The sequence below is a fragment of the Sporolactobacillus sp. PKPK-6 genome (assembly GCF_056678885.1).
Genome location: NZ_JBWXPA010000002.1, coordinates 275,142 through 288,550, shown reverse-complemented (window position 1 = coordinate 288,550; position 13,409 = coordinate 275,142). Strand labels below are relative to the sequence as shown.

Annotated in this window: 10 protein-coding genes; 9 read left to right on the top strand and 1 reads right to left on the bottom strand. The window is 45.0% G+C overall.

Annotation, left to right across the window (positions count from 1 at the left end; genetic code table 11):
* The first annotated feature begins 16 nt into the window (after window positions 1-16).
* From lonB to AC1MBV_RS12310, 7 genes are all read left to right on the top strand, one after another.
* Complete coding sequence (gene lonB, locus AC1MBV_RS12340; RefSeq protein ID WP_480948398.1) at window positions 17-1,735, top strand: ATP-dependent protease LonB; 1,719 nt, start codon at window positions 17-19, stop codon at window positions 1,733-1,735.
* Window positions 1,736-2,024: 289 nt separating this feature from the next.
* Window positions 2,025-2,615: a ribosome biogenesis GTP-binding protein YihA/YsxC gene (gene yihA / locus AC1MBV_RS12335; protein WP_370645888.1), complete on the top strand. Its 591-nt coding sequence runs from the start codon at window positions 2,025-2,027 to the stop codon at window positions 2,613-2,615.
* 254 nt (window positions 2,616-2,869) lie between these two features.
* Window positions 2,870-4,162 carry a glutamate-1-semialdehyde 2,1-aminomutase gene (gene hemL / locus AC1MBV_RS12330; RefSeq protein ID WP_255745601.1) on the top strand — a complete coding sequence of 431 codons (1,293 nt, stop codon included), beginning with the start codon at window positions 2,870-2,872 and terminating at the stop codon, window positions 4,160-4,162.
* Between the two features lie 122 nt (window positions 4,163-4,284).
* Entirely contained in the window at window positions 4,285-4,959 is a 675-nt protein-coding gene (locus tag AC1MBV_RS12325; RefSeq protein WP_255745599.1) for a DUF421 domain-containing protein, read from the top strand.
* A 330-nt stretch (window positions 4,960-5,289) separates the two neighbouring features.
* The gene (locus AC1MBV_RS12320) at window positions 5,290-6,564 is read left to right on the top strand and encodes a LysM peptidoglycan-binding domain-containing protein (protein WP_255745598.1); all 1,275 of its coding nucleotides are present in this window, start codon (window positions 5,290-5,292) and stop codon (window positions 6,562-6,564) included.
* Window positions 6,554-7,525: a hypothetical protein gene (locus AC1MBV_RS12315; RefSeq protein WP_255745596.1), complete on the top strand. Its 972-nt coding sequence runs from the start codon at window positions 6,554-6,556 to the stop codon at window positions 7,523-7,525. Before AC1MBV_RS12320 ends, AC1MBV_RS12315 begins: the two co-directional genes overlap by 11 nt.
* Window positions 7,497-8,549, top strand: coding sequence for a protein kinase family protein (locus tag AC1MBV_RS12310; RefSeq protein ID WP_255745594.1), 1,053 nt, complete (start codon window positions 7,497-7,499; stop codon window positions 8,547-8,549). Before AC1MBV_RS12315 ends, AC1MBV_RS12310 begins: the two co-directional genes overlap by 29 nt.
* A 4-nt stretch (window positions 8,550-8,553) precedes the next feature.
* Here the strand turns inward: AC1MBV_RS12310 and AC1MBV_RS12305 are convergent, their stop codons facing one another.
* A complete protein-coding gene (locus AC1MBV_RS12305; RefSeq protein WP_255745592.1) occupies window positions 8,554-8,736 on the bottom strand; it encodes a hypothetical protein in 183 nt (60 codons plus the stop codon).
* 499 nt (window positions 8,737-9,235) lie between these two features.
* On the opposite strand from AC1MBV_RS12305, the gene AC1MBV_RS12300 reads away from it, so the two are divergent.
* Complete coding sequence (locus tag AC1MBV_RS12300) at window positions 9,236-11,869, top strand: valine--tRNA ligase (RefSeq protein ID WP_255745590.1); 2,634 nt, start codon at window positions 9,236-9,238, stop codon at window positions 11,867-11,869.
* Between the two features lie 117 nt (window positions 11,870-11,986).
* A complete protein-coding gene (locus tag AC1MBV_RS12295; RefSeq protein ID WP_255745588.1) occupies window positions 11,987-13,300 on the top strand; it encodes a bifunctional folylpolyglutamate synthase/dihydrofolate synthase in 1,314 nt (437 codons plus the stop codon).
* The last annotated feature ends 109 nt before the right edge of the window (window positions 13,301-13,409 follow it).

Here is a 13,409-nt window from a genome sequence, read left to right as displayed (position 1 = left end):
TGGGAGGCAGAAGTTTATGAATTGGATGGTATTGCTGATTTTCACACAAATATTTTTTGGCGCGATTATTGGTCTGTATTTTTGGAGTTTACTGCGCAATCAGCATGTGCAAAAAATTTCAATTGATAAGGAATCAAAAAAGGAAATGGATGAATTGAATAGGATGCGTCGTCAATCACTGTCTGAACCGCTCTCTGAGCGTATTCGCCCAAAAAAGCTTGAAGATGTGATCGGACAGCACGACGGAATTATCGCTTTACGAGCTGCTTTATGCGGCAAAAACCCGCAGCATGTGATTATTTACGGGCCGCCAGGTATCGGCAAGACAGCGGCAGCACGACTTGTTCTTGAAGAGGCGAAAAAGAATACGGAATCGCCGTTTAAGCCGTCGGCACCATTTGTGGAATTGGATGGAGCAACTGCGCGTTTTGACGAACGCGGAATTGCTGATCCATTGATTGGCTCCGTTCATGATCCAATCTACCAAGGGGCAGGAGCAATGGGCCAGGCAGGTATTCCGCAGCCGAAAGAAGGCGCTGTGACACATGCGCATGGCGGTGTTCTTTTTATTGACGAAATTGGTGAATTACATCCGATTCAATTAAACAAGCTTTTGAAAGTATTGGAGGATCGCAAAGTATTCCTGGAGAGTGCTTATTACAATGAAGAAAATCGTCAAATTCCGGCCTACATCCATGATATTTTTAAGAATGGATTACCTGCGGATTTTCGCTTAATTGGCGCGACAACGCGTCGCCCCGAAGAAATTCCTCCGGCTATCCGCTCACGCTGTCTTGAAATTTTCTTCTCTGATTTGAGCCGCTCGGATATTCGTATGATTGCTAAGCGAGCTGCAACGAAATTAAATCTTGATGTGGCAGATGGATGCTTAGAGAAAATTGCTGATTACGCGAAGAGCGGGAGAGAGGCCGTGAACATGATTCAGATTGCTGCAGGTGTAGCCGCATCGAAAAATTCCAAGCCGGGCACTATTGGTCTGGAACAAATCGAATGGGTCGTGCGTTCCAGCAGGCTCACGCCGAAGCCAAATCGCAAGGTGCCTTCTGCACCTGAAATCGGTCTCGTTAATGGACTGGCTGTTTACGGGCCGGGATTAGGCGTCCTGCTTGAGGTTGAAGCGTCTGCGGTGAAAAGCCGGCATGAAGGCAGTCTGACAATTACCGGAATTGCAGAAGAGGAGTCACTCGGCTCTTCATCACGAACAATTACGAGAAAAAGCATGGCACGGGCATCAGTGGAGAATGTGCTTACGGTGCTCAACCGAATGGGTTTGGCGGCGTACCGCTATCATATTCATGTGAACTTCCCCGGAGGTGCACTGGTTGATGGACCGTCTGCAGGAATCTCTATGGCGGTAGCCATCAGTTCAGCAATTCTGCGTCGAAAAGTCTACCCGGACATCGCAATGACGGGCGAGCTCGGTCTTCATGGACAAGTTAAGCCGATTGGCGGTGTGATGGCCAAGATTGATGCGGCAGTAGAGGCAGGGGCAAAGCGTGTGATCATACCGGTCGAGAATATGCAGGAGACCTTAAAGCAATACGACAAGGCGGAAATCATTCCGGTTAATTCGCTGCACCAAGTACTCGAACTTTGTCTGCACCCTGAAGAAGTGCCAATCAAAAAAGATGTGCACACCACGCTTACTGACATACTGGGGAATCATCCACTCTCTGCGCGACCAATCGACGCGGGAGTGGAGAAGCAAGGGTAACTAAACGCATTATAATGACTGCCGACTTTAAAAGCCGGCAGTTTTTTTCTGAAGCAATTTGCTAATGGCACGTTGAATTTTACTCATGCATTAAATTAATTTTTCATGCATGATTACTAGGATCTATGCGTAGATCAGGAATTTCACGCAGGACCCAAACGTTTTCAAAAATGGATGATATCCATGATTGATTCGCGAACTCGAATCATCTCATATTGGACAGCACCAATAAAATTAAGATAGAATGTGTATACATGAGCAGATCACCTGAATGGTGACCTGAGGAGAGATGACGTTGAAAATTATACAAGCAGATTACTTGATAAGTGCCGTAGGACCGGCACAGTATCCGACGAACGGCTTGCCTGAAATAGCACTTGCCGGGCGTTCGAATGTCGGCAAATCATCGTTTATTAATAAAATGTTGAACAGAAGGAATCTTGTCCGAACCTCTGAGAAGCCCGGCAAAACTCAGAAGCTGAACTATTTTATTATCAACAATGAATTTTATTTTGTCGACGTTCCCGGTTATGGATACGCGAAGGTATCGAAAAAGGACAAAGAGGCATGGGGCCGGATGCTTGAGGCTTACTTTGCAGAACGCGAGGCATTGAGTGCTGTCGTCCACCTGGTGGATTTGCGCCATCCGCCATCCAAAGAAGATATTCAAATGCATGAATTTCTCTCTTATTATGGACATCCGGTGATCACCGTTGCAACAAAGGCGGACAAGATTCCCAAAAGCAAATTTCAAAAGCATAAACAAATCATTGTGCGTGATCTGGGACTGAAAGCAGATGATCCGCTCATCCTGTTCTCTTCATTTAATGGAACCGGAAAAGAAGAGGCTTGGCGTGCACTTGATCCTTTTTTGAATTAAAATAAACGTGGTAAAGTTGTATGCGGCGCATTTTGATGAATGAATCGGAATTTTTGTAGTCAATATGAATGACATCGAGCGTGCATCCAGGTTTTGATGCACGCTTTTTTAATCAGATTAAGTTTGAAAGAGCAGTTGTTGATCAATACAGGCGTTTTTTCGAATAAACAGTTCATCATTCAGCGCTTTTTGTCTGTTAGGGGAATGTGATCAGAAGATACGGAAGTGTGAAATGATTGGGAGGAGAAAAGAACATGAACTTTAGTAAATCGATTGCCGCTTATGAAAAGGCGAAACCGCTTATGCCCGGCGGAGTCAACAGTCCGGTGCGTTCCTTTCCGTCTGTTGATTTGAGTCCGATTTTCATGGACCACGGGAAGGGATCGAAGATTTATGATATAGATGGGAATGAATACATTGACTATGTATTAAGCTGGGGACCGCTCATTCTCGGTCATGCTGATGAGAAAGTGATTGATTATATCAAAGAAACTGTTGAAAAAGGGACGAGTTTCGGTTCACCAACATTGCTCGAAACCAAGCTTGCCGAGCTTGTCGTTGATCGCGTTCCATCAGTAGAAAAAGTGCGTTTTGTCAACTCAGGAACAGAGGCGACGATGAGCGCAATTCGGCTTGCACGCGGGTACACGGGCCGTGATAAGATCTTAAAATTTGAAGGCAGCTATCACGGCAGTGCCGACTCGTTGCTTATAAAGGCAGGCTCTGGGGTTGCAACACTTGGGCTCCCCGACAGTCCCGGTGTTCCGGCACAATTAGCCAAAGACACCTTAACCGTTCCTTATAACGATGCTGAACGGGTCACTGAGGTCTTTAAACAATATGGTCATGAGATTGCTTGTGTGATTGTCGAACCGGTCGCAGGAAATATGGGTGTTGTTCCGCCGGTCGAGGGATTTTTGCAGGCACTTAGAGAAATAACACAGGAATACGGATCTTTACTGATTTTTGATGAGGTGATGACCGGTTTTCGAGTTGCTTATGACTGCGCACAAGGCTATTTTGGAATTACACCGGATTTGACGACGCTTGGGAAAGTAATCGGAGGCGGAATGCCTGTGGGTGCTTATGGCGGCCGTATGGATATTATGAGCCAGATTGCTCCGGAAGGACCGGTATATCAGGCGGGGACTCTGTCGGGCAATCCGATTGCGATGGCGGCTGGATATATGACACTCAGTCAGCTGACACCGGAAGACTATCCGGAATTCCGCAAGAAAGCGGACCGACTGGCGGAGGGCTATAAAGCTGCTGCCGCAAAATACGGTATTCCTCTTACTGTTAATCAGGCAGGCGCAATGATGGGGATTTTCTTTACAGATCAAAAGGTCATTAATTATCAACGTTCGAAATCGTCGAATCTTGAACATTTTAAAACGTATTTTGCGGAAATGATCGAACAGGGAATTTCACTGCCTCCGTCTCAGTTCGAAGGCGTTTTCTTGTCAACAAAACATTCCATGGAAGACATTGATAAAACCGTTCGTGCCGCAGAGTATGCATTCAAGAAGATTGCAGAATTAAACTAAACAGATGAGTGGCCGGAATGCATGTATTCCGGCTTTTTTCTTATTTAGAGCTAATAAAAAGTAAAAACCTGAGAAACACTATGCATGAGTTTGAGATCGTACGATTTGAGGGTGGTCGAGTCATGCATTTTGTTCGTATTGCGATTGAGTTGGTCGTTGGGTTCACAGCTCTTTTTTTCATGACCAAAATATTGGGGAAGGCAACGCTTGCCCAGATCACAGCTTTTGATTTTATTTCCGCAATCGTTCTTGGCGAATTAGTCGGAAATGCTCTGTATGACAAGCAGATCGGAATAGGCTCCATTTTATTTGCGGTTGCTTTGTGGGGGCTGCTGATCTATGTCGTTGAATGGTGCACGCAAAAGTTTCGCGGCTCACGCGGATTTCTTGAAGGACAGCCATCGATAATCATTCGAAATGGCCATTTGGATCGAGAGATGATGAAGAAAGAAAAACTGGATATTGACATGCTTCAGAATCTTTTAAGAAGGAAAGATGTCTTCTCCATTCGTGAAGTGGAATATGCGGTTCTGGAGACCGACGGAACGGTGAGTGTATTGAAAAAGTCGCAATATGCCACGCCGACAATGGAGGATTTGCAAAAGCCGAGAAAACCGGTTTATTTGCCTGTGACCATTATTGATGACGGCGAAGTAGACTGGGGTAATTTGAAGGCAGCGGGCCTTAATGAGGATTGGTTATTGAAGAACCTTCGATCACACCACATTCACAGCTACAAAGAAATCTTTTATTGTGAATGGAAAAAGGATGAAGGGGTATACATTGAAAAAATGTGAGAAGCCTTTTTTTGTGGCTTGAAAAGGGGATCATGATTTTTATTCCGTAAATTACTGAGTTGATGAGAATTGGCTTTACTTTATGCAATCTTGCCTGTTACATTTCAACGAGCACAATAAAAGCGAAAAATGGTCCTCAAGGAAGCTTAGGCACTTTTGCCCGGCTTTCTTTTTTTAAATTCATGGTTTTGTATGTCTTAAGACGATAGGCGACTGCCGTCATTTGTTTGAACAAACCCCATCGGTCCTATATATGATCAGAAATGATTGGGCATATTTCCATACTTCACGCATAGAACAGTATTAAGAACGGATGAGAGGGTGGAAGGGATGTCTCAATCTTCGAATGATCGCTTGCAATTTTCAATAAATGAATCGGTGTGGCTAAGAAATGACGCACCTGCTGAAGAAATATTATCCATGGCTCTAGAGCCGGACATCACAGTGGAAGAAAATTGGAATGATGTTACCATTAAAGGTTTTCTCCGTCTTACGGGGGAATACAAACCGGCTGAGGTCTCGAATACGACCGGTGATGCAGATCATAATTCAGCACCTTTTCGAACCATTGACGAAATTATGGATACGGGTAATGGCACCGATACGCTGGAACACCATTTTCCAATAGACATTACCATCCCGGCAGATCGCGTGCCGAACCTGGAGGATTTGTTTGTCGTCATTGATTCGTTTGATTACGAACTGTCCGAGCATCGGCATATTCAGCTCCAAGCGGATATCGCAATCACCGGTTTAACGAACACGAACCCGGGCGATCGTACTGAGAAACCAAAGGCACAAGCACCGATCGAGCAGCCTGTTGCCCCTCAGCCTGAAGCGCCGAAGGAAACGGTGCCAACGAAAAAGCCTGAAGCGAAAGCACCGACGAAAAAGCCCGAAGCAAAGGCTCCTGCAAAAAAAGAAGAAAAACCTGCTAAAGCAGAAAAGAAAGCAGCAGAAACAAAGCCTGAGACGAAAAAATCTGCAGCTGACAAAACACCATCATCTAAAGCCGAGGAAAAGCCTGCTCAGAAAGATGCTGCGAAAAAACCTTTGAATCCGGCAACTAAGAGTAAAAGAACACTGGGTGATGATCTGACCGGTGAATTTGAGGAAATGCCGACAGATCAATTGAATGATGAAGCAGATGCGGATTTTCAATATGAGGCCTTTAGAAAACCGGAAGACGAACCTCAAGAAAGCGGTGCACCGCTTGTTGCTTTTAAAGGACAGTCCTCAGGCCGGTCAGAAGCAGCCGCTCCAAGTGCGCAACCAGCTTCACCAGCCCCGACTCCTGCAGCTCAAAATGAAGAAAAGATTTCTGAGACAGAAAGTGCGCAGGATGAGAGCACAGGTAAAGAGAAGAAGGCTGACGCGACCAGTCTCTTTTTGACCAAAATGCTGGCTGGTGATGAAGCAGAGCAAAAGACTCGGGTGAAAATCTGTATTGTCCAGTCCGGTGATTCGTTAGAAAAAATTTCGGAACGGTACCATGTTCCGGTGACTAGTCTGCTGCGGAAAAATGATTTGACTTCAGGAGACATTGAAGCGGGCGAACTTCTTTATATTCCAAAGACTGCTAAGGCGGCACAGGATGACAAATGAGCAAGGTGTCCTTTTGTCTGCCTTACAAGCTAATTATTATTTTGGACAATTAAGAGTCGTGCAAGAGCGGCCGCTTCTTGTAGAAACAGAAAGAGGCAGAAAGAAGATAAGAATTTGGCAGAATGAAGCCTTGTTGAAGCTGCATCTGAAGTGGCGTGAGCGCTTGATCAATGACGACTTTTTCATTGACCGTATGTATGTGACTCGTTCAGGACTGCCATCGGTCCGCATGGGCAGCCTTTCAGTAACATGTCATGACGCACCTTTAGAACCAGTCCAATTGGATGGAAATGAAGCACTCTTGGCAACTGCATTGACTCGACTTGTCCAATATAGTCGTGATGTTCCAGCTGAAGAAGTGCCGAACTCTGCTTCAGTCCGTGTGCGCAGCTTGTATGAGCAGGCGAAACAGATCGGATTTCAAGATCACGATACTTGGAAAATGGTATCTTCCTGCTTTTCATCGGCCTGTGCACGTGCTGAGGAAGCAGATCGATTGAGAGAGCCATATCAAAATCGACGTTCGGCATTCATTCTGCCGGAGGACTTTTCCCTTCAGTCATGTACAGCCATTTTTGATACCTTATTCCTTGAACTCGGTCAGTCACGGCCCGTTGACGGGTGCAGATTATTAGCACGCTTCTTTTTGGCAGAGAGCATGGATCATAGGAAGCAATCCATGAACAACCTCTTTCAGGCATTGAAGGATCAAAAGCTTTTTGATCGTGAAACCGCCGATTTGTTGCAGGCAGAGTGGCTTGAACCCGGTGAATGGATGCGACTGCTTGAATCTGGAATCAATAGGGAACAAATGCAAAGCGATCCATTTTCAATCGAGGAGTTTAAGCAAATATGGGATCAGAAAATTAAGCTGATCCATTTATTCAAATCCGTTTTTGCGCAATCCGGAGATGCGGGTGGGGGTGCGGCACGTGGAGCAGACGGACAACAATCGGATTAATCGAATACTTTTTCATTATGATCTCGTGCCTTACAATCTTGCCGTTCGAGGCAGTTTGATCCGTGTCGACACTCCGGTCGGTTCATTTGCGTTAAAGCAGAAAGTATTGAACGATCAGCAAATCCGCAGTCTTCAAACTGTTTATACGTTGACACGCCGCATGGTTATCGATGCGGTTTGTCCGCTTCCGTCTAAATATGGCGACTTGGTGATTCGCGGAACGGAAACGAGTTATTATTTGCTGCCCTGGTTCACTGAAACCGTTGATCCTTCGAATCTTCAGGAACGATACCGCCACCTTTTTATCAAGGCGGGTCAGCTACATCGAAAAACACTTGAAAAAAAAGCGGACAGTACCAGTCTCTATCAGGGTATGGTGCGTGTGCTGAACCAGCGGCAAATGATCTGGGAGCAATTTCTTTACAAAGCGGAGCATCATGTCTATCCGTCCCCGTTTGAGCAAGCTGTGCTCAAGTCTGCGTTTATTTATCTCGAGAATATGCAGCGTGCGCGCGATTTCTTTTCGCATGAGAAAGATGAGGAAGGCAAAAACAAGACGATGCGGCGTGCACTCTGCCATGGGCGCCTGAGTCCGCTTCATTTGCTGATTGAAAATGAAAGAAGCTGTCTGACGAATTTCGAAAATAGCGAAGACGGCTTTTTTGTTGTGGAAACCGCCATGCTTTTTGAACAGGCAAATGCCATGCTTGGATCGGAACAAACGGATTGGCAAGGATTTTATGAATCGTATCGTGCTGCTTGTCCGTTGAACGATGAAGAGAAAAATTTTCTTACTCATTTTCTTTTATTTCCGAGCGCGCATGCTGAATTACTCAGCAGATATCTCTATTCAGGACAAATCGATGAGCAATGGTTTGTTAAGCGCTGGATCGATCTTTGCCGAACGCACATGAACATGTTCACATCGATAAAAGAGAGAATGGATGAGGAACAAAAAAGAGAAGAAGAGCGAAAAGCGAAAGAAAAGGCTGCGAATGAAAAGGATGAAAAAGAACATCAATGATGTGTCAAAGCCACTTTTTTAAATAACCGACGTAAAGAAAAAAAAGAAGAGCGGTAAGCATCACATCCATGGATGTCGGCAGAAAAATGGTACGAATGAGTTGGAAAAGGGCAAGTGGAAGCACAACAACACTGAGTCCTTCACGACATTTTTTTAAAAAGGGTTGAAATCGATTATTTTTGAACATATGCATAGCTCCTTTCGTTTATAAAGAATCCAGACTGGCTATGCTATAGTTTATGAAAACTGTTTTGCCTATGTGATCGAATTTTTTTCCAATGAGCATTGACGAGCAGAACAGTAACTATATATAATAAATACAAAACACATCAAGTTCTGTGTCAGAGTGAAAATGCTGGGACAGGGAGTAGTACACATTGTTAAGCTAGAAGAGGAATGCAGAGTTTTTGAACTTCCTCTATAAGAGAGAGAAGCTGTTGCGCTGAAAAGCTTCTTTAGCCAAAGATGTGGAAGTAGCCCTTGAGCAGTCTTTCTGAACGACTCTAATGGGTCAATTAGGAAATTCCGGGAATCCGTTATCGAATGAATGAGACGCGACATGTACGCGTGAATATAGGTGGTACCACGGAGTTTTCTTCGTCCTTGTGACGAAGAAAACTCTTTTTTGCGTTCATCCGGCTCATTGAAGTGAGCATGAAAATAGAGATTCAAGGGAGCGGTAAATGATGGATAAAGAATTGGCAACGAAATATGATCCGAGCCTGACTGAGGAAAAGTGGTATAAGACTTGGCTGGAAAAAGATTATTTTAAAGCGGAAGGAGATCCGGAAAAGAAGCCGTATTCGATTGTTATTCCGCCTCCGAATGTAACGGGCAAGCTGCACCTTGGCCACGCTTGGGATACGACGATGCAGGATTTGCTGATCCGTTTTAAAAGAATGCAGGGTTATGACGCACTTTATCTACCGGGTATGGATCATGCCGGTATTGCAACTCAGGCTAAGGTCGATGCAAAGCTGCGCGAGGAAGGAAAATCGCGTTATGATTTAGGACGTGAGAAGTTTCTTGAAGTCGCTTGGGAATGGAAAAAAGAGTATTCGACGTTTATCAGGAAGCAGTGGGCAAAGCTTGGTTTGTCCCTCGATTATTCAAGAGAACGCTTTACCCTTGATGAGGGATTGTCCAAAGCGGTACGCAAAGTCTTTGTTCAGCTTTATGAAAAAGGACTGATTTACCGCGGCGCGTATATTATCAACTGGGATCCGGCTGCGCGCACCGCATTGTCTGATATTGAGGTAATTTATAAAGAAGTACCGGGCTTCCTGTGGCACGTAAATTACCCGCTTGCCGATGGTTCAGGGTCAATCCAAATTGCGACGACTCGTCCGGAAACGATGCTGGGCGATACGGCCATTGCCGTACACCCTGACGATGAACGCTATAAAGACATCGTCGGCAAAAAGGCGATTCTGCCGCTTGTGGGACGCGAAATTCCGATTGTTGCCGACAGCTATGTGGATCAATCATTTGGAACCGGTGCTGTAAAAATTACACCGGCACATGACCCGAATGACTTCGAAGTCGGCAAAAGACATGATCTGCCACGAATTCTGGTTATCGATGAAACCGGAAAAATGAATGAATTTGCTGGTAAATATCAGGGCCTCGATCGTGACGAATGCCGTAAGCAGATTGTGAAGGATCTTGAGGCATCCGGTGACCTTGCCTATGTTGAAGAGCATACACATGCTGTCGGACATTCCGAGCGGACCGGTGTTGTTGTCGAGCCGATTTTGTCAACACAATGGTTTGTCAAAATGAAGCCGCTCGCTGAGGCGTCGCTGAAGATGCAAGAGACTGATGATCAAGTGAATTTTGTTCCTGAACGTTTCGAAGGTACCTATAGGCACTGGATGGAAAACATTCGTGACTGGTGTATCTCCAGACAGCTGTGGTGGGGCCACCGCATTCCGGCGTGGTATAACAAACAAACGGGAGAAGTTTATGTCGGCTTGGAAGCGCCAAAGGATATTGAAAACTGGAAACAGGATGAAGATGTGCTGGATACTTGGTTCAGCTCGGCACTCTGGCCATTTTCAACAATGGGCTGGCCGGATGAAAAGGCAGCGGATTTTAAACGCTATTTTCCAACAAACGCACTTGTGACCGGGTATGATATAATCTTTTTCTGGGTCGCACGTATGATGTTCCAGTCAACAGAATTTACCGGTAAGAGTCCTTTTAGAGATGTTCTCATACATGGCCTTGTACGTGATGAACAAGGACGGAAGATGAGCAAATCGCTCGGCAACGGCATCGATCCGATGGATGTCATTGCAAAATACGGTGCTGATGCACTTCGCTATACTTTGGCGACAGGCACGACCCCGGGCCAGGATCTGACTTTCCAATGGTCGAAGGTCGAAGCGAATTGGAACTTTGCAAATAAAATTTGGAACGCTTCGCGGTTCGTCATTATGAACCTTGAAGGATTCTCTCTAAACGATATCGATTTGTCCGGAAAACAGTCTGTTGCCGACCGCTGGATTTTGACTCGTTTGAATGAAACCATTGAAAAAGTCACAGCGCTTTATGAAAGCTACGATTTTGGTGAAGCTGGACACTACCTCTACCAGTTCATTTGGGATGATTTCTGCGATTGGTACATTGAAATGGCGAAGCTGCCACTCTATGGCGAGGACGAAGCTGCAAAGCAAACTACAAAGTCGATCTTGACTTATGTGTTGGATAAGATTCTTAAAATGCTTCATCCAATCATGCCATTTGTTACTGAAGAAATTTGGCAGCATATTCCCCATGAAGGCGAAACGATTATGCACAGTGACTGGCCAACGGTGAAATCGGAATGGAATGATGCTGAAGCTGACAGAGAAATGAGTGCTCTGCAAACGGTCATTCGTTCTGTTCGCAACATTCGTGCGGAAATGAACGTCGCACCAAAGAAACCAGTCGATATGCTGATCAAAACGGCTTCAGAGCGAGAAACGAAAATTTATGAAGCAAATAAGAACTATATTGAACGATTCTGTAACCCTGCGACTCTGCAGATTGGAACGGATGTTCAAGCTCCGGATAAATCGGTTTCCGCCGTTATTTCCGGCGCTGATATTTATCTGCCGCTGTCCGGTCTGATTAATATTGAAGATGAGATTAGCCGTTTGAATAAAGAACTGGACAAGATGAACGCCGAAGTTGAGCGTGTTGAGAAAAAATTGGGCAATTCACGATTCGTTGACAAGGCACCGGAACAAGTTGTTGCCAAAGAACGCGAAAAGCAAGCAGATTATATGCAGAAACGTGATAAATTACAAGCAAGAATTGCTGAATTGAACGCCTGATTAGGATAAAATAGAGATTACTATCACTGAGATGCGACGGTGGCGGGATTCGACTGATCCGCCGCCGTTTTCTTAATTATTTTTAAGGTTCAGAATTGCTATTCGGAGGGTTGGAAAATGTTTGAAACATGTAACGAAGCCTTGCAATGGATTCGAAGTCTTATTCCTTTTGGAATCAAGCCGGGCATTGAGAGGATGGAATGGATGCTGGACAAGCTGGGAAATCCGGAACGCCGAATCCAAGCAGTTCACGTAGGCGGTACGAACGGAAAGGGCTCAACTGTTTGTTTCCTTTGGCACATTTACGAGGCTGCCGGTATGAAAGTCGGGACCTACACATCCCCTTACATCACTTCTTTTAATGAGCGGATGATGGTGAACGGTCAGTCGATCAGCGACGAAGACCTAATTAAAGCGGCAAACATGGTGTACCCCTTGACGATTGCCGTAGACCATGAGACTGATTTTGGCAGCCCAACTGAATTTGAAGCGGTGACAATGATTAGTTTCGTTTATTTCGGCTTGCTCAATCCATGTGATCTCGTCATTTATGAGGTCGGTCTAGGCGGACGCTTGGATTCGACAAATGTCATTCACCCGCTTGTATCTGTGATTACGAATGTCGCCATGGATCATATGAAGGTTCTTGGTAATACAATTAAACAGATTGCCTTTGAAAAAGCGGGCATTATCAAGCAGAATACCGGTATTGTGACAACAGCGGAACATCCGGAAGCCCTTGAAGTAATTCGTGAGAAAGCAGCGGAAAAAGAATCAAAATTATTTATTCTGAACGATGCATTTACTTTCAGTCCGCTTGGTCATGACAGCGAAGGAGAACATTTCAATTTTGATGCAGGTTTGAGGCAATTTTGCCAACTGACGATACATATGAAAGGCGAGCATCAGCTGAAAAATGCTTCCGCGGCTTTAATGACCGTTTGCTATCTATCGACGTATTGCGGCATTGCTGTGAGTGTGGAGGCGATCCGCATCGGGTTGAAAAGGGCGGCATGGCCGGGGAGGTTTGAACGGATGATGAATCATCCGCAGATTGTCATTGACGGCGCTCATAACGTTCAAGGGACAGAGGCACTAGTTCGAACCGTGAAAAGGTATTACGGAGGTAAAACCATTCACCTTCTGTATGCTGCACTTCAGGATAAGGAATATAAGAAAATGGTTCAGTTGATTGAAAAAGCAGCTGACGACATTACGTTCACTACATTTGATTTTCCTCGTGCTGCAAGCAGTGATTTGCTGTATAACGCTTCACTGCATGCGAAAAAAAGACAGAATTCGAATTGGAAAGCGGCACTTCATCGAATGATTGGTGAGACTGGTGAAGACGAACTTTTACTGATTTGCGGCTCACTTTATTTTATTGCGGTTGTCCGCGACGAATTACTCACAGGCGAACGGTTGCGCTAAGGAGTTGAATTTTACGAAACCGGTTCTTAAATAGTACATTATTACAAAAAGTTGAGAAGGTTTTGAAAAACCATTTTCAACTTGTTTTTGTTTTGCTACAATTAACATT

Coding starts and splice junctions, on each gene's coding strand:
- lonB (WP_480948398.1), top strand. CDS start 17: ATGAATTGGATGGTATTGCTGATTTTCACACAAATATTTTTTGGCGCG.
- yihA (WP_370645888.1), top strand. CDS start 2,025: ATGACGTTGAAAATTATACAAGCAGATTACTTGATAAGTGCCGTAGGA.
- hemL (WP_255745601.1), top strand. CDS start 2,870: ATGAACTTTAGTAAATCGATTGCCGCTTATGAAAAGGCGAAACCGCTT.
- AC1MBV_RS12325 (WP_255745599.1), top strand. CDS start 4,285: ATGCATTTTGTTCGTATTGCGATTGAGTTGGTCGTTGGGTTCACAGCT.
- AC1MBV_RS12320 (WP_255745598.1), top strand. CDS start 5,290: ATGTCTCAATCTTCGAATGATCGCTTGCAATTTTCAATAAATGAATCG.
- AC1MBV_RS12315 (WP_255745596.1), top strand. CDS start 6,554: ATGACAAATGAGCAAGGTGTCCTTTTGTCTGCCTTACAAGCTAATTAT.
- AC1MBV_RS12305 (WP_255745592.1), bottom strand. CDS start 8,736: ATGTTCAAAAATAATCGATTTCAACCCTTTTTAAAAAAATGTCGTGAA.
- AC1MBV_RS12300 (WP_255745590.1), top strand. CDS start 9,236: ATGGATAAAGAATTGGCAACGAAATATGATCCGAGCCTGACTGAGGAA.
- AC1MBV_RS12295 (WP_255745588.1), top strand. CDS start 11,987: ATGTTTGAAACATGTAACGAAGCCTTGCAATGGATTCGAAGTCTTATT.